At 69.4% G+C, this 20420-nt stretch carries 16 protein-coding genes; 8 read left to right on the top strand and 8 right to left on the bottom strand.

The window, feature by feature from the left end:
- Nucleotides 1–15: 15 nt before the first annotated feature.
- The gene (gene dnaB, locus ACGFRB_RS20420; protein ID WP_361227546.1) at nucleotides 16–1491 is read right to left on the bottom strand and encodes a replicative DNA helicase; all 1476 of its coding nucleotides are present in this window, start codon (nucleotides 1489–1491) and stop codon (nucleotides 16–18) included.
- Nucleotides 1492–1931: 440 nt separating this feature from the next.
- Between dnaB and ACGFRB_RS20415 the strand changes: the two genes are divergently transcribed.
- Nucleotides 1932–3269, top strand: a complete 1338-nt coding sequence (locus ACGFRB_RS20415; protein WP_393244732.1) for an MATE family efflux transporter — start codon at nucleotides 1932–1934, stop codon at nucleotides 3267–3269.
- A gap of 139 nt (nucleotides 3270–3408) precedes the next feature.
- On the opposite strand, the gene rplI is transcribed toward ACGFRB_RS20415, so the two are convergent.
- From rplI to rpsF, 4 genes are all read right to left on the bottom strand, one after another.
- The gene (rplI, locus tag ACGFRB_RS20410; protein ID WP_361227217.1) at nucleotides 3409–3855 is read right to left on the bottom strand and encodes a 50S ribosomal protein L9; all 447 of its coding nucleotides are present in this window, start codon (nucleotides 3853–3855) and stop codon (nucleotides 3409–3411) included.
- An 18-nt stretch (nucleotides 3856–3873) separates the two neighbouring features.
- Nucleotides 3874–4110 carry a 30S ribosomal protein S18 gene (gene rpsR, locus ACGFRB_RS20405; RefSeq protein WP_008746874.1) on the bottom strand — a complete coding sequence of 79 codons (237 nt, stop codon included), beginning with the start codon at nucleotides 4108–4110 and terminating at the stop codon, nucleotides 3874–3876.
- Between the two features lie 58 nt (nucleotides 4111–4168).
- Nucleotides 4169–4741: a single-stranded DNA-binding protein gene (locus ACGFRB_RS20400; RefSeq protein WP_363003539.1), complete on the bottom strand. Its 573-nt coding sequence runs from the start codon at nucleotides 4739–4741 to the stop codon at nucleotides 4169–4171.
- A 73-nt stretch (nucleotides 4742–4814) separates the two neighbouring features.
- On the bottom strand, nucleotides 4815–5105 hold the full coding sequence (gene rpsF / locus ACGFRB_RS20395; protein WP_004950685.1) for a 30S ribosomal protein S6: 291 nt from the start codon (nucleotides 5103–5105) through the stop codon (nucleotides 4815–4817).
- A gap of 307 nt (nucleotides 5106–5412) precedes the next feature.
- Between rpsF and ACGFRB_RS20390 the strand changes: the two genes are divergently transcribed.
- The 3 genes from ACGFRB_RS20390 (at nucleotide 5413) to ACGFRB_RS20380 (ending at nucleotide 8131) form a co-directional block, all read left to right on the top strand.
- Nucleotides 5413–5727, top strand: coding sequence for a hypothetical protein (locus ACGFRB_RS20390; protein WP_361227210.1), 315 nt, complete (start codon nucleotides 5413–5415; stop codon nucleotides 5725–5727).
- A gap of 164 nt (nucleotides 5728–5891) precedes the next feature.
- A complete protein-coding gene (locus ACGFRB_RS20385; protein ID WP_361227207.1) occupies nucleotides 5892–7010 on the top strand; it encodes a peptidoglycan bridge formation glycyltransferase FemA/FemB family protein in 1119 nt (372 codons plus the stop codon).
- A gap of 89 nt (nucleotides 7011–7099) precedes the next feature.
- Nucleotides 7100–8131, top strand: coding sequence for an alanine racemase (locus ACGFRB_RS20380; protein ID WP_393244729.1), 1032 nt, complete (start codon nucleotides 7100–7102; stop codon nucleotides 8129–8131).
- A gap of 105 nt (nucleotides 8132–8236) precedes the next feature.
- On the opposite strand, the gene ACGFRB_RS20375 is transcribed toward ACGFRB_RS20380, so the two are convergent.
- Both ACGFRB_RS20375 and ACGFRB_RS20370 read right to left on the bottom strand, forming a co-directional pair.
- Complete coding sequence (locus ACGFRB_RS20375; RefSeq protein WP_393244727.1) at nucleotides 8237–9721, bottom strand: glycosyltransferase family 87 protein; 1485 nt, start codon at nucleotides 9719–9721, stop codon at nucleotides 8237–8239.
- A gap of 112 nt (nucleotides 9722–9833) precedes the next feature.
- Nucleotides 9834–12665, bottom strand: a complete 2832-nt coding sequence (locus tag ACGFRB_RS20370; protein WP_393244725.1) for a transglycosylase domain-containing protein — start codon at nucleotides 12663–12665, stop codon at nucleotides 9834–9836.
- A 422-nt stretch (nucleotides 12666–13087) separates the two neighbouring features.
- Here ACGFRB_RS20370 and ACGFRB_RS20365 point away from each other — a divergent pair, with 422 nt between their 5' ends.
- From ACGFRB_RS20365 to ACGFRB_RS20355, 3 genes are all read left to right on the top strand, one after another.
- Nucleotides 13088–13768: a PadR family transcriptional regulator gene (locus ACGFRB_RS20365; RefSeq protein ID WP_363003546.1), complete on the top strand. Its 681-nt coding sequence runs from the start codon at nucleotides 13088–13090 to the stop codon at nucleotides 13766–13768.
- Nucleotides 13769–13816: 48 nt separating this feature from the next.
- The gene (locus tag ACGFRB_RS20360; protein WP_363003548.1) at nucleotides 13817–14899 is read left to right on the top strand and encodes an inositol-3-phosphate synthase; all 1083 of its coding nucleotides are present in this window, start codon (nucleotides 13817–13819) and stop codon (nucleotides 14897–14899) included.
- A gap of 127 nt (nucleotides 14900–15026) precedes the next feature.
- Nucleotides 15027–16286: an MFS transporter gene (locus tag ACGFRB_RS20355; RefSeq protein ID WP_393244723.1), complete on the top strand. Its 1260-nt coding sequence runs from the start codon at nucleotides 15027–15029 to the stop codon at nucleotides 16284–16286.
- Between the two features lie 95 nt (nucleotides 16287–16381).
- Here the strand turns inward: ACGFRB_RS20355 and ACGFRB_RS20350 are convergent, their stop codons facing one another.
- A complete protein-coding gene (locus tag ACGFRB_RS20350) occupies nucleotides 16382–17827 on the bottom strand; it encodes a CCA tRNA nucleotidyltransferase (protein WP_393244721.1) in 1446 nt (481 codons plus the stop codon).
- A gap of 221 nt (nucleotides 17828–18048) precedes the next feature.
- On the opposite strand from ACGFRB_RS20350, the gene ACGFRB_RS20345 reads away from it, so the two are divergent.
- Nucleotides 18049–20418, top strand: a complete 2370-nt coding sequence (locus tag ACGFRB_RS20345) for a DUF6049 family protein (RefSeq protein ID WP_393244719.1) — start codon at nucleotides 18049–18051, stop codon at nucleotides 20416–20418.
- Nucleotides 20419–20420: the final 2 nt, after the last annotated feature.

Below are 20420 nucleotides of genomic sequence, written 5' to 3'. Positions count from 1 at the left end.
CGTCGCCGCGACGGATCAGGTCTGGGCCATGTCCACGAAGCGCGAGTAGTGGCCCTGGAAGGCGACGGTGATGGTCGCCGTCGGACCGTTACGGTGCTTGCCGACGATGATGTCGGCCTCGCCGGCCCGCGGGGACTCCTTCTCGTAGGCGTCCTCGCGGTGCAGCAGGATGACCATGTCGGCGTCCTGCTCGATCGATCCGGACTCACGGAGGTCGGAGACCATCGGCTTCTTGTCCGTGCGCTGTTCGGGGCCACGGTTCAGCTGGGAGAGCGCGATCACCGGGAGTTCGAGCTCCTTGGCGAGCAGCTTCAGGTTTCGCGACATCTCCGAGACCTCCTGCTGACGGCTCTCGGCGCGCTTGGAGCCGCCGGCCTGCATCAGCTGGAGGTAGTCGATGACGACGAGCTTGATGCCGCTGCGCTGCTTGAGGCGGCGGCACTTGGCGCGGATCTCCATCATCGACAGGTTCGGGGAGTCGTCGATGTAGAGCGGGGCCTGCGAGACGTCCGGCATCCGGCGGGCGAGCCGGGTCCAGTCCTCGTCGGTCATGGTGCCGGAACGCATGTGGTGCAGCGCCACCCGGGCCTCGGCCGAGAGCAGACGCATCGCGATCTCGTTGCGGCCCATTTCGAGGGAGAAGATGACGCTGGGCAGGTTGTGCTTGATCGAGGCCGCGCGCGCGAAGTCGAGCGCGAGAGTCGACTTACCCATGGCGGGACGGGCCGCGATGATGATCATCTGGCCGGGGTGCAGACCGTTGGTGAGGGCGTCGAGGTCGGTGAAGCCGGTGGGGACACCGGTCATCTCGCCGCTGCGCGAGCCGATCGCCTCGATCTCGTCGAGCGCGCCCTCCATGATGTCGCCGAGCGGCAGATAGTCCTCGGTGGTGCGCTGCTCGGTGACCTGGTAGATCTCCGACTGGGCGCGGTTGACGATGTCGTCGACGTCGCCGTCCGCCGCGTATCCCATCTGCGTGATCTTCGTACCGGCCTCCACGAGCCGGCGCAGCACGGCGCGCTCGTGGACGATCTCCGCGTAGTACGAGGCGTTGGCGGCCGTCGGCACCGACTGGACGAGCGTGTGCAGATACGAGGCGCCGCCGACCCGGGTGATCTCGCCGCGCTTGGTCAGCTCGGCGCCGACCGTGATGGGGTCGGCGGGCTCGCCCTTCGCGTACAGGTCGAGGATCGCCGAGTAGACGGTCTCGTGGGCCGGCTTGTAGAAGTCGTGGCCCTTGATGATCTCGACGACGTCGGCGATGGCGTCCTTGGAGAGCAGCATGCCGCCGAGAACGGACTGCTCGGCGTCGAGATCCTGCGGGGGGACGCGCTCGAACGGGGACATCCCGCCGTCCCAGCCGCCCTCGCTGCCGCGCTCGTGCTGGTCCTCGCGGCCACGGCCGCGGCTCTCGCCGCCCTTGCCGCCGCCACCGCGAGTGCGGGTGGGCAGGCGGTCTCCGGGACCGCTGTCGGCCCAGGGATCGTCCATGGGGTCGGGCATGCTCACCCGGCCACCTCCTCACGTCCGCACCGCGGACAACCGTGCCACTCTTTCTTACGCCACGGCTCGGACAAACGAGAGGCTTTGAACCCGCTTCTGGCGCGTTGGTCGCCGGTCCACGGTAGGGCCGTCGGCACCTTCAGCCAATCTGGTTATCCACAGGCCCTGTGGGCGAAGGCCCAGATGCTGTGGAGAACTCGGCGGAACCTGTGCACGGACCGGGGGACAGCCATGTGGACAAACTCATAGGGCACCCTCCCACGCGCCCCTCACCTGCACTTTTTCCATCCACGGGCTGTGGGGGAGAAAAACTTCTCCGCTTGGACCAAGATCAGAACAAACGGCGCACACCCGGAGCCCCCCGCTCCTGGAATGTAAGGATCGCCACAGCATTGCATCACTTACCTGTGGACGATTAGATTGTGCGTATGCATCCGGCCCCCGCGACCCCCGCAGCCGTCCGCCGCCGACACGACCGCGAGATCGTCTCCCTCGCCGTGCCGGCCTTCGGCGCACTCGTCGCCGAGCCGCTCTTCCTCATGGCCGACAGCGCCATTGTCGGCCATCTCGGCACCCCCCAGCTGGCCGGTCTCGCCATCGCCTCGGCCCTGCTCTCCACCGCGGTGAGCGTCTTCGTCTTCCTCGCCTACGCGACCACCGCGGCCGTCGCCCGTCGCGTCGGCGCGGGCGATCTCGGGGCCGCCCTCCGTCAGGGCATCGACGGGATCTGGCTCGCCCTGCTGCTCGGCGCCGTCGTCATCGCCGTCACCCTGCCCGGCGCACCCTGGCTCGTCGACGTCTTCGGAGCCTCCGACGCGGCCGCCGCCCATGCCGTCACCTATCTCCGGATCTCCAGCCTCGGCATCCCGGCGATGCTCGTCGTCCTCGCCGCCACCGGGGTGCTGCGCGGCCTCCAGGACACCCGCACTCCGCTGTACGTCGCCATCGCCGGTTTCGCGGCCAACGGCGTCCTCAATGTCGTCCTGGTCTACGGCGCCGGGCTCGGCATCGCCGGATCCGCCTGGGGTACGGTCATCGCCCAGGTCGGCATGGCCGCCAGTTATCTCTACGTGGTCGTCCGCGGCGCCCGTCGGCACGGCGCCTCTCTGCGCCCCGACGCGGCCGGTATACGGGCCAGTGCCCAGGCCGGTGCCCCGCTTCTGGTCCGGACGCTCTCGCTGCGGGCGATCCTGATGATCGCCACCGCCGTCGCCGCGCGGCTCAGCGACGCCGATGTCGCCGCGCACCAGATCATCCTGTCCCTGTGGAGCCTGATGGCCTTCGCTCTCGACGCGATCGCCATCGCCGGGCAGGCCATCATCGGGCGGTACCTCGGCGCCGACGACGCGGACGGCGCCCGGCAGGTCTGCCGTCGCATGGTCCAGTGGGGAGTGCTCTCCGGGATCGTCCTGGGAGTCTTGGTCATCCTCGCCCGCCCCCTCTTCATCCCGCTCTTCACCGGCGACTCGGCGGTCCGGGACACTCTGCTGCCCGCGCTTCTCGTCGTCGCGCTCTCCCAGCCGGTCTCCGGGGCCGTCTTCGTCCTGGACGGCGTCCTGATGGGCGCGGGCGACGGCCCGTATCTCGCCGGGGCCATGCTCGTCACGCTGCTCGTCTTCGCGCCGGTCGCCCTGCTGGTCCCGGCCTTCGGCGGCGGGCTCACGGCGCTCTGGGGCGCGATGACGCTGATGATGACGGTGCGCTTGGCAACCCTGTGGTGGCGCGCCCGTTCCGGCCGGTGGGTCGTCACCGGGGCCACCCGCTGAGGCTCCCGGCTCACGGTGTTTCACGTGAAACACCGGGCGCACCGCGAGGCCAAGGTTTCACGTGAAACAGTGGAAGGGCCGCACCCCCGAGGGGGTACGGCCCTTCCGTACTGCTGAACGCGAACTGCCAGGGGCAGTGTTACGCGGCGACGACCTCGACGCCGAGCTTCGCGGTGACGTCGGCGTGCAGGCGCACCGACACCTGGTGCGAGCCCAGGGTCTTGATCGGCGAGCCGAGCTCGACACGACGCTTGTCGACGGCCGGGCCACCGGCGGTCTTGATCGCGTCGGCGATGTCGGCCTGCGTCACGGAGCCGAAGAGACGGCCGGCGTCGCCGGAGCGAACGGCCAGACGGACCTTCGTGCCCTCGAGCTGAGCCTTGATCTCGTTGGCCTGCTCGATGGTCGCGATCTCGTGGATCTTGCGGGCGCGGCGGATCTGCGCCACGTCCTTCTCGCCACCCTTGGTCCAGCGGATCGCGAAACCGCGCGGGACCAGGTAGTTGCGAGCGTAGCCGTCCTTGACGTCGACGACGTCGCCGGCGGTACCGAGGCCGGACACCTCGTGGGTGAGGATGATCTTCATTTTTCGGTCACCCTTCCCTTAGCGCGCGGTGGACGTGTAGGGCAGCAGCGCCATCTCACGGCTGTTCTTGACGGCCGTGGCGACGTCACGCTGGTGCTGCGTGCAGTTGCCGGTCACGCGACGGGCACGGATCTTGCCGCGGTCGGAAATGTACTTCCGCAGCATGTTCGTGTCCTTGTAGTCAACGTACGTGACCTTGTCCTTGCAGAATGCGCAGACCTTCTTCTTAGGCTTGCGCACAGGCGGCTTCGCCATGGTGTTTCTCCTGTGTGATCAAGAAGTGGGGGTACGAGCCGCTTCCGGGGCTTGCGCCCTAGAAGGGGGGCTCGTCCGAGTAGCCGCCGCCGGAGTTTCCACCCCAGCCACCGCCGCCACCGCCCTGCTGGCCGGTGGACGGAGCGCTGGAGGCCCAGGGGTCGTCGGAGGGAGCTCCGCCGCCCTGCTGAGGGGCGTTGCCCCAGCCACCGCCGCTGCCACCCTGCTGGCCGCCGCCGAAGCCGCCGCCACCCTGGCCACCGCGACCGGTGGTACGGGTGACCTTGGCCGTGGCGTTCTTCAGGCTGGGGCCGACTTCCTCGACGTCCAGCTCGAAGACCGTGCGCTTGACACCCTCGCGGTCCTCGTAGGACCGCTGCTTCAGACGGCCCTGCACGACGACGCGCATGCCCTTCTGAAGGGACTCCGCGACGTTCTCCGCCGCCTGACGCCAGACCGAGCAGGTCAGGAAGAGGCTTTCGCCGTCCTTCCACTCGTTGGTCTGACGGTCGAAGGTGCGGGGAGTGGACGCGACACGGAACTTCGCGACCGCCGCGCCGGACGGGGTGAAGCGCAGCTCGGGGTCGTCGACAAGATTGCCGATGACCGTGATGACGGTCTCGCCTGCCATGGGGGAACCTCTCGGCGGGATTGCTTCTGGCTGCTTGTTGCTACTCGGACCCGAGAACCTTTGAGCCGAAGGCTCAGTGGGTCTCGGGACGGAGGACCTTGGTCCGGAGGACCGACTCGTTCAGGTTCATCTGGCGGTCGAGCTCCTTGACGACCGCAGGCTCGGCCTGCAGGTCGATGACCGAGTAGATGCCCTCGGGCTTCTTCTTGATCTCGTAGGCGAGACGACGACGGCCCCAGGTGTCGACCTTCTCGACCTTTCCGTTGCCCTCACGGACGACGGAGAGGAAGTTCTCGATCAGCGGGGAGACAGCGCGCTCCTCGAGATCGGGGTCGAGGATGACCATCACCTCGTAGTGACGCATGTGGAACCCACCTCCTTTGGACTCAGCGGCCACGGTCGTTCCGTGGCAGGAGGGTCGTGATGCGTGTAGCAACGGCGCCGGCCACGCGAGTCCTGGACGGACCTGGGCAGACACCGGTGCAGACGGTACAGACTACCCGCACATCACCCTGCGGTTGAAATTAAGTGGTGAGGGGCACGGCGGTCGAAACGCGGCCCGAGAGGGCGCTGCGGTTGAAATCCAGCGGTGGAGGGCCGCAATCTGTACACGACGGATGTCGGCGGCGTCACAGGCGCCGCCGTCCCGCAGGTACGCCAGGAGGTGCCCCATGGCACAGGCAATGCGACCCGACTCCGGACACTCCCTCTTCGCCACCGACGGCAAGCCCCACCCGGTCCAGGACACCCTGATGGCCGTGACGCTGGTGCTGGGCCTGCTTTCCTTCATCACCGCGATGTTCCACAACCTGCATCTGCTCAGCTCCTGGTCCGGTCTGATCGGGATCCTGACCGGTGCCTACGGGCAGTACATCTCCGCCACCACGCGCGAACGCTTCGTGCTGGTCGTGGGTCTCGGCCTGGCGGGCGTGGGCTTCTTTCTGGGCATGGCCCACGGCGGCCTCTTCGGCGGCGTGATCCACTAGCGGGCGAGTCGATCATGACTCGACCTCGTGCCGGTCCCGGCACGTCACGGGGGATGCCGGGCCCGGCACGGCCATTCGGAGCGCTCCGAGGTCGCAGTAGGCTTCGGCGCGAGAGCCGGAGCCCCTGACCCGATGGGGACACACCTGCCGAGGAGCGCCCCGACATGAGCCTGACCCTGAGGACCATCAGCCGCGAGCAGCATCTGGCGTTCATCCAGAGCCAGCCCTCGGCCAGTCACTGCCAGGTCCCGGCATGGGCGGACGTCAAGACCGAGTGGCGCTCGGAGAGCCTCGGCTGGTTCGACAAGGAGGGCCGGCTCGTCGGCGCCGGTCTGGTGCTGTACCGCCAGCTGCCGAAGATCAAGCGCTACCTGGCCTACCTGCCCGAGGGCCCGGTCATCAACTGGTACGCCCCGAACCTGGACGACTGGCTCCAGCCGATGCTCGCCCATCTGAAGCACCAGGGCGCCTTCTCCGTGAAGATGGGCCCGCCGGTCGTCATCCGCCGCTGGAACGCGGCCGCGATCAAGGCCGGCATCCAGGACCCGGATGTCAAGCGTCTGCGGGACATCGAGGCCACCCACATCGAGCCGCGCGCCTTCGAGGTCGCCGACCGGCTGCGGAAGATGGGCTGGCAGCAGGGCGAGGACGGCGGCGCCGGCTTCGGCGACGTGCAGCCCCGCTACGTGTACCAGGTCCCGCTCGCGAACCGCGCGCTCGACGACGTCCTCAAGGGCTTCAACCAGCTGTGGCGCCGCAACATCAAGAAGGCCGAGAAGGCCGGTGTCGAGGTCGTCCAGGGCGGCTACGAGGACCTCGCCGAGTGGCAGCGGCTGTACGAGATCACGGCCGTCCGCGACAAGTTCCGCCCGCGCCCGCTCTCGTACTTCCAGCGCATGTGGACCGTCCTCAACAACGAGGACCCCAACCGCATGCGGCTCTACTTCGCCCGCCACAACGGAGTGAACCTCTCCGCCGCCACCATGCTCGTCGTCGGCGGACACGTCTGGTACTCCTACGGCGCCTCCGACAACATCGGCCGTGAGTTCCGGCCCTCGAACGCGATGCAGTGGCGGATGCTGCGCGACGCGTACGCGATGGGCGCGACCGTCTACGACCTGCGGGGCATCTCGGACTCGCTGGACGAGAACGACCACCTCTTCGGTCTCATCCAGTTCAAGGTCGGCACCGGCGGCGAGGCCGCCGAGTACGTGGGCGAGTGGGACTTCCCGCTCAACAAGCTCCTGCACAAGGCCCTGGACATCTACATGTCGCGGCGCTGACGGCACGCCCGAGGCTTGCGTAGTCTCATAAGCAGTTCGTACACCTTCTCTCGATCTGTCGTAGCCACCAGAAAGGTCCCGGGCCGGCCATGGCGCTCTCCCTCTATGTCGACACCGCTCGCTGGCGGGCGCACCAGAAGACCGTGACCGAGCAGTTCCCCGGTCTCATCCCGGTCTGCAAGGGCAACGGCTACGGGTTCGGCCACGAACGCCTCTCCGAGGAGGCGGCCCGGCTCGGCGCCGACGTGCTCGCGGTGGGCACCACGTACGAGGCCGCCCAGATCAAGGACTGGTTCAGCGGCGACCTGCTCGTCCTCACGCCGTTCCGGCGGGGCGAGGAGCCGGTGCCGCTGCCGGACCGGGTGATCCGCTCCGTGTCGTCCGTGGACGGTGTGCACGCCCTGGTCGGCGCCCGGGTCGTCATCGAGTGCATGAGCTCGATGAAGCGTCACGGCGTCCACGAGGAGGACCTGCCCCGGCTGCACGCGGCCATCGAGGACGTACGGCTCGAGGGCTTCGCCCTGCACCTGCCGCTGGACCGCACCGACGGCACCGACGCCGTCGATGAGGTCATCGCCTGGATGGACCGGCTGCGGGCCGCCCGGCTGCCGCTGCACACCATGTTCGTCAGCCATCTGCGCGCCGCGGAGCAGGCCCGGCTCCAGCAGCAGTTCCCGCAGACCCGGTTCCGCGCCCGGATCGGCACCCGGCTGTGGCTGGGCGACCACGAGGCCACCGAGTACCGGGGATCGGTCCTCGACGTCACCCGCGTCGCCAAGGGCGACCGCTTCGGCTACCGGCAGCAGAAGGCCGCCTCGGAGGGCTGGCTCGTGGTGGTCGCCGGCGGCACCTCGCACGGTGTCGGCCTGGAGGCCCCGAAGGCCATGCACGGGGTGATGCCGCGCGCCAAGGGCGTCGCCCGCGCCGGTCTCGCCACGGTGAACCGGAACCTCTCCCCGTTCGTCTGGGACGGCAAGCAGCGCTGGTTCGCCGAGCCGCCGCACATGCAGGTGTCGATCCTGTTCGTGCCGTCCGACGCCCAGGAGCCCAAGGTGGGCGACGAACTCGTCGCGCACCTGCGCCACACCACGACCCAGTTCGACCGGATCGTCGAGCGCTGATCCGCCGGCCCGCCCGCCGGCGGTCCGGTGGGCGGCATCGCCCCGTACGAGAGAAGAGCGGCCCCCGGGACACCCCGGGGGCCGCTCCTCGTGCATCCGCCGGGTTCACTTCTCCGGCGTACCCCACTCCACCCGCGGCCCCTGGCCGTCCGGCTCCCCGGGAAGCGCCCCGAGCGCCGTACGCGCCGTGCGGCCGAGGACGAACACGTCCCCCGCACCGTCCAGGACCCCGCCCGACGGATCGTCCGAGCCGTCCCGCCGTACCTCGTCCCGGTCGGGCGCGAGGATGTCGCGGACGACCAGCGCGCACAGCCAGAGCGCGCCGAGGACGTGCAGGACGATCGCGAACTGGTAGCCGTCGCCCGGCAGACCCTGCTTGTCGCCGCTCGCCCCGTAGGCCAGATAGAGCCAGATGGCGAGGAAGTAGAGCACCTCGCCCGCCTGCCAGACCAGGAAGTCCCGCCAGCGCGGCCGGGCGAGCGCGGCGAGCGGGACGAGCCACAGCACGTACTGCGGCGAGTAGACCTTGTTGACCAGCACGAACGCGGCCACGATCAGAAACGCCAGCTGGGCGAACCGGGGCCGGCGCGGCGCGGTCAGGGTCAGATACGCGAGGCCCAGGACCGCGAGGGCCATGAGGACCATCGCCCCGCGATTGGCCGTGCCGGGCGGGATCGTGTTTCCGGTGTTCTGGCTGATCAGCAGCCAGATCGAGCCGTAGTCGACGTTCCGCTCGGTGCTGAAGACGTAGAACTGCCGCCAGCCCTCGGGCGCCGCCAGCATCACCGGCAGATTCACCACGAGCCACGCCCCGGCCGCGCCCGCGGCCGCCGTGGCGAACGCCCGCGGCCGCCCCGCCCGCCAGCACAGCAGGAACAGGGGGACGAGCAGCAGCACGGGGTAGAACTTGGCGGCCGTCGCGAGGCCGAGCAGCACCCCGGAGCCGAACGGGCGCCCGCGCGACCACAGCAGCATCGCGGCGGCGGTGAGGGCCACGGCCAGCAGGTCCCAGTTGATGGTGGCGGTGAGCGCGACGGCAGGCGCGAGGGCCACCAGCAGACCGTCCCAGGGCCGCGCACGGTGCGTCCGCGCGACGCAGACGGCGAGCACGGCCGCGCAGACCATCAGCAGGCCCGCGTTGACCATCCAGTACGACTGCTGCCGCGCGATCAGCTCGCCGCCCGGGGTCAGCCAGGCGGCGACCTCCATGAACAGGCCGGTCAGGACCGGGTACTCCAGGAACGGTATGTCGCCGCCGATCCGGTCGAAATACGGGACCAGGCCGTCCGCGAAGCCGCGTCCGGAGAACAGGTGCGGGATGTCGGAGTAGCAGGCGTGGGTGTACTGGGAGGTGGAGCCCTGGAACCAGGCCCAGTTGTAGCAGGGCAGCTTCTGCACCATGCCGAGGGCGAACATTCCGAGGGTCACCAGGGCCACCACGCCGACCGGGGTGAGCCCGCCGCGGCCGGGTGCCGCCCGGCGTCCGGCCGGCCCGCCGATCAGCTCGCTGCCCCGGGCCGCCACTTCGTCCGCGCGGGTGGGGCGGACCACCTGATCCCGCGGAAGGCTCGTCTTCTGGAGGCTCGGCATGGGGGCCATCCTGCCGTACGGGCCCGGGAACGCGGGGAGGGCCGCCGCACCCGGTGCCGTACGCGAGGTACGGACCGGCGCGGCGGCCCTCGAAGGTGCCGGGCGCGGCTGCTCAGCCGCCGATGGCACCCCAGCCGGTGCCGCCGTTGGGCCGACCCCCGCCGTTGTCGCCGCCGGTCGTCCCGGCGTTGGCGGCTCCACCGGTCTCGGTGCCCGCGGTCGTCCCGCCGTTGGCGGCTCCACCGTTCGCGGCGCCTCCGTTAGCGGCCCCGCCGTTGGCGGCGCCTCCGTTGGCGGCGCCTCCGTTGGCGGCGCCTCCGTTAGCGGCTCCACCGTTCGCGGCCCCGCCGTTGTTCTCACCGCTCGGATCGCACGGCCACTCCCAGACGGTGCAGGACTTCTCCGGCTTCGGGGACTTGGTCGGCGCCTGGGTGGTCGGCTCCTCGGACGGCTCCTCGGTCGGCTCCGGCGACGGCGTCGGAGTCGGCGTCGGAGTCGGCGTCGGGCTGACGGCGCCGCCACCGAAGACCGCCTCGCCGTCGAGCTCCTCGGGCTCCGGGAAGCTCTGGGCCGGGGTGCCCTGCAGGACCGCGGTCATGTACTCGCGCCAGATGCGCGAGGGGAACGAGTTTCCGTGGATCTTCGGCTGATCGCCCGTTCCGTACATGGACTCGAACGTGCGGTTCTTGGCCGTGTCGGCGTCGTCGAAGCGGTACATGTCGACGGCGGTCGACAGCTCGGGGGTGTAGCCCACGTACCAGGCCGAGTTGTTGCCGTCGGTCGTACCCGTCTTGCCGGCCGAGTCGCGGTCGGGCAGGGCGGCCGTCCGTCCGGTGCCCTTCTTGACGACATCCTTCAGGACATCGGTGACGTTGCTCGCGATCGCGGTCGAGAACGCCTGCTTGGGCGCCAGCTTGTGCTCGTAGATGACCTCGCCGCGCTGGAGGACCTTGGTCACGGAGAAGGGGTCGTTCTGCTTGCCGTTGTTGCCGAAGGTGGCGTACGAGCCGGCCATCCGGATCGCGCTCGGGGAGGAGATGCCGAGGGTGAACGACGGCACGTCGCTCTTCACCAGCGAGGATTCCAGCAGACCCGCGTCGATGGCGGCCTGGCGGACCTTGTCGATGCCGACGTCCATACCGAGCTGGACATAGGGCGAGTTCGCGGAGTGCTCCATCGCCTCACGCAGGTCGATGTTGCCGTAGCTCGCGTCGTCGTCGTTGACCTGGCGCCACTCCTTGTCCTTCTCGTCGCGCCAGACCGTGCCGTCGTAATTCTTGATCACCAGACCGTTCTGGCCGTTGTAGCGGCTCTTGTCCGGGTCGACCTTCGTACGGTCGGCGGGCCCCTGCACCTTGTCGAGCTTGGGGTCGCGTACGCCGTCCCGCATCGCGGCGGCCAGCACGAAGGGCTTGAAGGTCGAGCCGACCTGGGCACCGGTCGTGTCCGCGTTGTTCATGAAGTGCTCGGTGGCGTTCTTGCCGCCGTACAGCGCCACGATGGCGCCCGTCTTCAGGTCCACCGAAGCGCCGCCGAACTGCACATGGGTGTCGGTCTTCGGACGCTCTTCCGGCCTGATGTACTCCTTGTAGATGCCGTTGACGGCGTCCTCGAGGGCCCTGACGTTCTTCTTCTTGAAGGTCGTGTGGACCTCGAAGCCGCCCTTGGCGAACTGCTGCGTGGTGATGCCGCGGTCGTTCTTGTTGAGGAAGTTCGCCTCGGCCGTCCGCACCAGGTAGCCGACCTGGCCGCCGAGCTGCGCGCCCTGCGTGCGGGGCTTCACCTTCGGGAACTCGGGGTACTTCGCGCGCTCGGCCTCGGTCAGGTGCCCGTCCTTGACCATCTCCTTGAGGATCCACTTCCAGCGCTTCTTGGCCCGGTCGGTGTTCGCCTCGGCCGTGGCCGTCGGGTCGATCTCGGGGGATCCGGCCGGGTCGAAGTACGTGGCGCCCTTGAGCAGCGAGGCGAGGAAGGCGCACTCGCTCGGGTTGAGCTTGCGGGCGTCCTTGCCGAAGTACGTGCGGGCCGCGGCCTGGATGCCGTAGGCACCTCGGCCGTAGTACGAGGTGTTGAGGTAGCCCGCCATGATCTCGTTCTTCTCCAGGTCGTTGCCGACCCGCATGGAGATGAAGAGTTCCTTGACCTTGCGGCTCACTGTCTGCGACTGGTCGTCGAGACGGTTGTTCTTCACGTACTGCTGGGTGATGGTCGAGCCACCCTGCTTGTTACCGCCCTTGGCCATGTTCCACACGGCACGGCCGATGCCCCACGGGTCGATGCCGGAGTCGGTCCAGAAGGTCTTGTTCTCGGCGGAGACGACCGCGTCCTGCATGGCCTGCGGGATCTGCGCGTACTCGACGATCTGACGGTTGACGTCACCACCGGTCGCGGCCATCTGCGTGCCGTCGTCCCAGTAGAAGACGTTGTTCTGCTGCTTGGCGCTGAGGGCCTCGTTGGGAATGTCCACCCAGGCGTACGCGATGACGCTCGCGCCCAGCAGGCTGCCGATGAACCCCAGAAACAGACCCGTCGTCAGCTTCCACGAGGGCAGCCAGCGCTTCCAGCCGTACTTGTCGTGACGCGGGTAGTCGATCATCCGCTTCTTGCCGGGCGGCCGGCCGCCGTCTCTGCCGCGTCCGGGTCCACCGCCGCCCCGGGGCGTGCCACCGCCACCGCCGCGGCGCCCCCCGCCGGCGCCTCCGTTCTCGGGTACGCGCCTGCGCCCGCCCCGCTGAGCGGCCCGCCGGGCCTCGGCGCGTCCACCGTAGGGACGCTCCTCTCCACCATGCGTGGGGGGCGGACCGTACGAGGCCGAAGGGGACCCCGCAGCGGAATCATGTTCAGGGGCCGGCCCGCGGCCCATGGGCTGCTGGGCGGCGCGCCGGGCCGCAGCGCGGCCGCCGGTCGGCGGCTGTTGCGGCATTTTGCGACGGTGCTCGCTCATCGAACGACTACTCCTCGGGCAGGCGCGTACGCCTGGAAGCGGCAGTTGAGTTCCGGTCCCCCCGACATGCACACGGCCGTGCCTCGAACAAGGCCGGACCGTGCCGACCGGGCACTCGCTTCACTGACGCTTCGCGGCATTGCGCGGTTCCCGGTGGTCTGCATGCCGCACAGACTACGCACGGCCAAAACCTGCCTAGATTCCGAGTTCACCCCAAATCAGGCAAGTCGATTGCTGTGAATTGGTGATGTGACACCGGTCACCCGAGCCCCCCTTGTCGCGACACAGGGGCAGCCCTATCGTCTGGATGTATCGAGTCGATACATCAGCGCGGCACATCGGCTCGGCATACGAGTTTTCCCATGAGGTCACCGAGACCCGTCCGCACGGCGGGCGGGTCCGCGGAGCGAAGGAGGCGGCGAGTGAGCAGGCGTTCAGGAATCCTCGAGTTCGCCGTTCTCGGTCTGCTCCGTGAGGCCCCGATGCACGGGTACGAGCTGCGCAAGCGGCTCAACACCTCGCTGGGGATCTTCCGGGCGTTCAGCTACGGGACCCTCTACCCCTGCCTCAAGACGCTGGTCGCCAACGGCTGGTTGATCGAGGAGCCGGGCAGTGGGCCCGAGGACGCCGTGGCGGCCTCACTCTCGGGACGCCGCGCCAAGATCGTCTACCGGCTGACGACCGAAGGGAAGGAGCACTTCGAAGAGCTCCTTTCCCACACCGGCCCCGACTCCTGGGAAGACGAACACTTCGCCGCCCGCTTCGCCTTCTTCGGGCAGACCGAGCGCGACGTGCGGATGCGGGTGCTGGAGGGCCGGCGCAGCCGGCTGGAGGAGCGTCTGGAGAAGATGCGCGCCTCCCTGACCCGGACGCGCGAGCGCCTGGACGACTACACGCTCGAACTCCAGCGCCACGGAATGGAGTCCGTGGAGCGCGAAGTGCGCTGGCTGAACGAGCTCATCGAGAGCGAGCGGGCGGGACGGGACCAGCGTTCCGGATCCGAGGACACCGCTCGGCAGCACGAAAACTCTGGAGACACGGACGGTCTGCCCCGGCCCGGGAGCACTCCCCGGCCGGATCCGTCCGACGACACCGCCAAGTGAAACCCTGCTCGCCGCAGGGCTTCCACGATCACACAGGGAGCAACCGAAATGGGTTCGGTTCGCGTAGCCATCGTCGGCGTGGGCAACTGCGCCACTTCGCTGGTGCAGGGCGTCGAGTACTACAAGGACGCCGACCCGGCGTCCAAGGTCCCCGGTCTGATGCACGTCCAGTTCGGCGACTACCACGTGGGTGACGTGGAGTTCGTGGCCGCCTTCGACGTCGACGCGAAGAAGGTCGGCCTCGATCTGGCGGACGCCCTCGGCGCCAGCGAGAACAACACCATCAAGATCTGCGACGTGCCGGCCACCGGCGTCACCGTCCAGCGCGGCCACACCCTCGACGGTCTCGGCAAGTACTACCGCCAGACCATCGAGGAGTCCACCGAGGCCCCGGTCGACGTCGTCCAGATCCTCAAGGACCGACAGGTCGACGTCCTCGTCTGCTACCTGCCCGTCGGCTCCGAGGACGCGGCGAAGTTCTACGCCCAGTGCGCCATCGACGCCAAGGTCGCCTTCGTCAACGCCCTCCCGGTCTTCATCGCCGGCACCAAGGAGTGGGCGGACAAGTTCACCGAGGCCGGTGTCCCGATCGTCGGTGACGACATCAAGTCGCAGGTCGGCGCGACCATCACGCACCGCGTCATGGCGAAGCTGTTCGAGGACCGCGGTGTCCGCCTTGAGCGCACCATGCAGCTGAACGTCGGCGGCAACATGGACTTCAAGAACATGCTCGAGCGCGAGCGCCTGGAGTCCAAGAAGATCTCCAAGACGCAGGCCGTCACCTCCCAGATCCCCGACCGGGACCTCGGCGAGAAGAACGTCCACATCGGCCCGTCGGACTACGTGGCCTGGCTGGACGACCGCAAGTGGGCGTACGTCCGCCTTGAGGGCCGCGCCTTCGGCGACGTCCCGCTGAACCTGGAGTACAAGCTCGAGGTCTGGGACTCCCCGAACTCCGCGGGTGTCATCATCGACGCCCTGCGCGCCGCGAAGATCGCCAAGGACCGCGGCATCGGCGGCCCGATCCTCTCGGCGTCGAGCTACTTCATGAAGTCCCCGCCGGTGCAGTACTTCGACGACGAGGCCCTGGCCAACGTCGAGAAGTTCATCAAGGGCGAGGTCGAGCGCTGAACCGCGCACCGGCCAGCCCCTGAAGGCCGTCCGGCAGTCCGAACGGACCGCTGAGAACCGCCGATCCGACGACGAGGGTCCCCGTGGCACTGCCCGGGGACCCTCGTCGTATGTGAGTCTTGCTGCCATGTCCGTCGTGCGTGATCTGCGCGTCCTCCTCCATCTGCGGGACTTCCGCCGTCTGCTGACCGTGCGACTGCTCTCCCAGTGCGCCGACGGCGTCTATCAGGTCGCGCTGGCCACCTATGTCGTCTTCTCTCCCGAGAACGAGACCAGCGCCGCCGCGATCGCCTCCGCCATGGCGGTCCTGCTGCTGCCGTACTCCTTCGTCGGGCCGTTCGCCGGCGTGCTGCTCGACCGCTGGGAGCGGCGCCAGGTCTTCCTCTACGGCAACGCGCTCCGGGCTCTCCTGGCCTACGGGACCGCGCTGCTCATGCTGTCCTCCGCGCCCGACGCGCTCTTCTTCGCCTCCGCCCTCGCCGTCACGGCCGTCAACCGTTTCGTCCTGGCGGGACTCTCCGCCGCGCTCCCGCGCGTGGTCGACGACGAGCGTCTGGTCATCGCCAACTCGCTGTCGCCGACCGCAGGCACCCTCGCGGCGACGCTCGGCGGGGGGCTCGCCTTCATCGTCCGGCTGATCGCCCACAACTCCGACGCCGCCGTCGTCCTGCTGGGTGCCGCGCTCTACCTCTGTTCCGCGCTCTCCTCGCTCAGGATGTCGCGCGAACTGCTCGGGCCCGACCCGGACCGGATCCAGCCCCGGCTCGGCGCCGCGCTGTCCTCCACCGCGCGGGGGCTGGTGAGCGGGCTGCGGCATCTGTCCCAGCGGCGCCCCGCCGCCCGCGCGCTCGCCGCGGTCACCCTGATGCGGTTCTGCTACGGCGCGCTGTTCGTGACGCTGCTCATGCTCAGCCGGTACGCGTGGGGCACCACCGAGGCACAAGGGCTCGCGGTCCTTGGGCTGGCCGTCGCCACATCCGGGGCCGGCTTTTTCGCCGCGGCGGTGCTCTCGCCCTGGGCGATCGGCCACCTGGGAGCATTCGGCTGGATCATGTGCTGCGCGGGGGGCGCCGCGGTTCTCACGCCTGCCCTGGGGCTGACCTTCGCCAAGGCCCCCTTCCTGGTGGCGGCCTTCGCACTGGGCCTGACCACCCAGGGGGTGAAGATCGCGACGGACACCGTCGTCCAGACCACGGTGGACGACGCCTACCGCGGACGCGTCTTCTCCCTCTACGACGTGCTCTTCAATGTCGCCTTCGTCGGTGCGGCCGGGGTCGCGGCCCTGATGCTGCCGCCCGACGGGCGCTCGTCCGCGCTCGTCGTGCTGGTGTCCGTCCTCTACGCGGTCATCCCCCTGGCCTTGTGGTGGCGGCGCGCGGCCGAATGACCGAGGGGCGGTGTTTCACGTGAAACACCGCCCCTCCGCATGGCCGGCCTACCGATGTTTCACGTGAAACATCGCGTGAAACGGCCGGCTCCAGCTCAGCCTTCCTGGGTCGCCCACCACTCCTTGAGCGCGGCGGCGGCGGCGTCCTGCTCCATGGGCCCGTTCTCCAGGCGCAGCTCGAGCAGGAACTTGTAGGCGCGCCCGATGGCCGGACCGGGGCCGATGTCGAGGATCTCCTGGATCTGGTTGCCGTCCAGGTCGGGACGGATCGCGTCCAGCTCCTCCTGCTCCTGGAGCTGGGCGATGCGCTCCTCCAGACCGTCGTAGGCGCGGGAGAGCGCGGCGGCCTTGCGCTTGTTGCGCGTGGTGCAGTCGGAGCGGGTCAACTTGTGGAGCCGGGAGAGCAGAGGGCCCGCGTCCCGGACGTAGCGGCGGACGGCCGAGTCGGTCCACTCGCCCGTGCCGTAGCCGTGGAAGCGCAGATGCAGCTCCACCAGCCGCGAGACGTCCTTGACCATCTCGTTGGAGTACTTGAGCGCGATCATGCGCTTCTTGGTCATCTTCGCGCCGACCACCTCGTGGTGGTGGAAGGAGACCCGGCCGTCCTTCTCGAAGCGGCGGGTGCGCGGCTTGCCGATGTCGTGAAGCAGGGCCGCCAGCCGCAGCACCAGGTCCGGGCCGTCCTCCTCCAGGTCGATGGCCTGGTCGAGGACGGTGAGGGAGTGCTCGTAGACGTCCTTGTGCCGGTGATGCTCGTCGCTTTCCAGGCGCAGCGCCGGAAGCTCGGGCAGGACATGCGTGGCGAGACCGGTGCCGACGAGGAGACCGAGGCCCTTGCGGGGGTGAGCCGAGAGCAGGAGCTTGTTGAACTCCTCGCGGATCCGCTCGGCGGAGACGATCTCCAGCCGGCCCGCCATCTCCGTCATGGCGGTGACGACCTCGGGGGCCACGGCGAAGTCCAGCTGCGCGGCGAAGCGCGCGGCACGCATCATCCGCAGCGGGTCGTCGGAGAAGGACTCCTCGGGGGTACCGGGGGTGCGCAGCACCCGCTCGGCCAGATCCTCCAGACCGCCGTGCGGGTCGATGAACTCCTTCTCGGGGAGTGCCACGGCCATCGCGTTGACGGTGAAGTCGCGGCGGACCAGGTCCTCCTCGATGGAGTCGCCGTAGGAGACCTCGGGCTTGCGGGAGGTGCGGTCGTACGCCTCGGAGCGGTAGGTGGTGACCTCCACCTGGTAACCGCTCTTCTGGCAGCCGACCGTGCCGAACGCGATTCCGACCTCCCAGACCGCGTCGGCCCAGGGCCGGACGATCTTCAGAACGTCCTCGGGGCGGGCGTCGGTGGTGAAGTCCAGGTCGTTGCCGAGACGCCCAAGAAGCGCGTCCCGTACCGAGCCGCCGACCAGCGCGAGGCTGAACCCCGCCTCCTTGAAGCGAAGGGCGAGGTCGTCGGCGACAGGGGAGACGCGCAGCAGTTCGCTGACGGCGCGGCGCTGCACCTGGCTCAGTACGGTGGGGGTGTCTTCGTTGGCGTTCGGCACAACAGAAAAGGGTACGTGCCCCGGCTCACCCCGGCGTCCCGGTTTCCCGCCCGCGGGGCGTGAACGGCCCCGGGAGAGGTCCCGGGGAAGCCCGTGCGCGCCCTCCGCCGGAGCGGTCCCCGGCACTCGGCCCCCGCGCTGCTCGTTACCATGCCTGGACACAGCATCCGGAACCACCGACACCACTGACACCACGAGACAACGACGAGGACGGGCGACGCGTGGGCGAGGCGGCAGCTATTCAGGGGACCCATCCCTCACCTGCCCGCCGCAGGCTACGGCGCATGGCCTCACTCGCTGTGGCCGCGCCGTTGCTGACCGGCCTCCTTCAGGGTGTGCCCGCGCCGGCGGCCCAGGCCGCCGAGAGCGCGAACAGCGCCGGCGGCGTGGACGTGTCGCTGGAGACCCTGGCGCCGAAGGCCCCCGTGGACGGCGACACGCTCACCGTCACGGGAACGGTCACCAACCGGACCAAGCAGGCCGTGACCAACGCCACCGTCGACCTCCGTGTCGGCCCCCGGATGACCAATCGCAGCGAGATCGACGACGTGTCCGGCCGGGGCGCCTTCCGTCTCGGCGGCGAAGGGGAGGCGCTCGGCGGGCGCTACACGGTGGAGATCCCCCGGCTCGGCTCCGGGCTCAGCCGCGACTTCTCGCTGTCCGTGCCCGTGTCCAAGCTGGAGCTCGACGATCCGGGCGTCTATCAGCTCGGGGTGTCCGTCAGCGGACGGACCGCGAGCCAGCCGTACGACCGGGTGCTCGGCATCGAGCGGACCTTCCTGCCGTACCAGCCCGACGAGACCGAGAAGCGCACCAAGCTCACCTATCTCTGGCCGCTGATCTCCACGGCGCACGTCTCCGCGGAGACGGGCGCCAACCAGCAGCAGACCCCCGTCTTCGAGAACGACGATCTCGCCGCCGACCTCGCCCCCGGCGGGCGGCTCGACGAGATGGTCTCGCTCGGCAAGGACCTCCCGGTGACCTGGGTCATCGACCCGGACCTGCTCGCCAGCGTGGACGCCATGGCCGCGCCGTACATGGTCAAGAACGGCACGACCACGGTGCCGGGCCAGAACCAGGACATCGCCAAGCGCTGGCTGGACCAGCTGGAGAAGGCCGTACAGGGCCACAAGGTCGTCGCCTTGCCCTTCGCCGATCCCGATCTGGCCGCCCTCGCCCACCACGGCAAGGAGGTCCCGGGCTCCCTGGCGCACCTCCAGCAGGCGACCGCGCTGGCGTCCGGCACGGTCGAGACGGTGCTCCATGTGAAGCCGTCGACCGACTTCGCCTGGCCCGTCGACGGTGCCGTCGATCCCTCCGTCATGTCGGTCGCCACCTCGGCGGGCGCGCGCAATGTGATCGCCCGCAGCGACAGCTTCCGCGACGATCTGCCGTACACCCCGACCGCCGCTCGTGCGGTGGGCGGCGGCACGACCGCGGTGGTGAGCGACGCCGCGCTGTCGAAGGCGTTCCAGGGGGACCTCGTCCGCGCCGAGAACTCCACGCTGGCGATCCAGTCGTTCCTCGCCCAGTCGCTGGCCACAACCCTGGAGCTGCCCGAACAGCAGCGCAGCGTCGTGGTCGCCCCGCAGCGCATGCCCACCACCGCGCAGGCCCAGAGCATGGCGGCGGCGCTGCAGGCGCTGTCCGCCAAGCGGTGGACGGAGCCGCAGGACCTCCCCGGTGCCGCTCTGGACACCGCCGACCCGGACGCCTCCACGCGGGTCCCGGGCAGCGCCTCGTACCCGAAGAAGCTGCGCGCGCGGGAACTCGACACCGCGGCCTTCCAGAAGATGAAGGAGACCCGGGACGAGCTGGACGACTTCCGGGTGATCCTGACCGCCGCGGACCGGGTCGTGCCGCCCTTCACCAACGCGATCAGCCGGGAGATGTCCACGTCCTGGCGGGGCGAGAGCCCCTCGGCCACCCTCTATCGCGAGGAGGTCCTGCGCTATCTGCGGAGCCTCACCGAAGAGGTGCAGCTGGTCAAGAAGTCGGACCTCACGCTGTCCGGCCGGAGCGCCACCATTCCGGTGACCGTGCAGAACCGGCTGTTGCAGGGTGTGGAGCATCTGGAGCTGCGGCTGTCCTCCGACAACCGGACCCGTCTGAAGCTGGTCGAGGGCGACCCGGTCGCCTCGCGGCCGGTGACGATCGACGGCGGCCACAGCCAGTCGGTGAAGTTCACCGCCTCGGCGAACGCCAACGGACCGGTCCTGATGAGGGCCCAGCTGTACACCGAGGACGGAACGCCCTACGGCGCTCCGATGACGTTCACGGTGAAGGTCTCCGAGATCACCCCCACCGTGATGCTCGTCATCGCGGGCGGTGTCCTGCTGCTGGTCCTCGCCGGCATCCGGATGTACCGGCAGCGCAAGCGGGCCGCCGCCCGGCGTGCCGCGGCCGAGGCAGCCGCCGAGGCAGCCGCCGAGGCGGAAGCGGAGTCCGAGGCCGGTCAGGAGGACGAGGGCACGGCCGGAACGGGGGCCGCGGACCCCGGCGCCGAGACGGAGCAGCCGAGTGACCCGACACCCAACACCGGGTCCGAAAGCGGCGACCCGTCGGGCACGGGTGAGAAAGTGGACCGTTGAGC

It is taken from the genome of Streptomyces sp. NPDC048718 (assembly GCF_043198875.1).
Taxonomy (GTDB): domain Bacteria; phylum Actinomycetota; class Actinomycetes; order Streptomycetales; family Streptomycetaceae; genus Streptomyces.
Note: the sequence above shows the minus strand (reverse complement) of the source record. Positions and strands in the feature narration are given on the sequence as shown.

Excerpts from the sequence above, each read along its gene's own strand:
- dnaB (WP_361227546.1), bottom strand. The coding sequence starts at position 1,491 with ATGGACGATCCCTGGGCCGACAGCGGTCCCGGAGACCGCCTGCCCACC.
- ACGFRB_RS20415 (WP_393244732.1), top strand. The coding sequence starts at position 1,932 with ATGCATCCGGCCCCCGCGACCCCCGCAGCCGTCCGCCGCCGACACGAC.
- rplI (WP_361227217.1), bottom strand. The coding sequence starts at position 3,855 with ATGAAGATCATCCTCACCCACGAGGTGTCCGGCCTCGGTACCGCCGGC.
- rpsR (WP_008746874.1), bottom strand. The coding sequence starts at position 4,110 with ATGGCGAAGCCGCCTGTGCGCAAGCCTAAGAAGAAGGTCTGCGCATTC.
- ACGFRB_RS20400 (WP_363003539.1), bottom strand. The coding sequence starts at position 4,741 with ATGGCAGGCGAGACCGTCATCACGGTCATCGGCAATCTTGTCGACGAC.
- rpsF (WP_004950685.1), bottom strand. The coding sequence starts at position 5,105 with ATGCGTCACTACGAGGTGATGGTCATCCTCGACCCCGATCTCGAGGAG.
- ACGFRB_RS20390 (WP_361227210.1), top strand. The coding sequence starts at position 5,413 with ATGGCACAGGCAATGCGACCCGACTCCGGACACTCCCTCTTCGCCACC.
- ACGFRB_RS20385 (WP_361227207.1), top strand. The coding sequence starts at position 5,892 with ATGAGCCTGACCCTGAGGACCATCAGCCGCGAGCAGCATCTGGCGTTC.
- ACGFRB_RS20380 (WP_393244729.1), top strand. The coding sequence starts at position 7,100 with ATGGCGCTCTCCCTCTATGTCGACACCGCTCGCTGGCGGGCGCACCAG.
- ACGFRB_RS20375 (WP_393244727.1), bottom strand. The coding sequence starts at position 9,721 with ATGCCGAGCCTCCAGAAGACGAGCCTTCCGCGGGATCAGGTGGTCCGC.
- ACGFRB_RS20370 (WP_393244725.1), bottom strand. The coding sequence starts at position 12,665 with ATGAGCGAGCACCGTCGCAAAATGCCGCAACAGCCGCCGACCGGCGGC.
- ACGFRB_RS20360 (WP_363003548.1), top strand. The coding sequence starts at position 13,817 with ATGGGTTCGGTTCGCGTAGCCATCGTCGGCGTGGGCAACTGCGCCACT.
- ACGFRB_RS20355 (WP_393244723.1), top strand. The coding sequence starts at position 15,027 with ATGTCCGTCGTGCGTGATCTGCGCGTCCTCCTCCATCTGCGGGACTTC.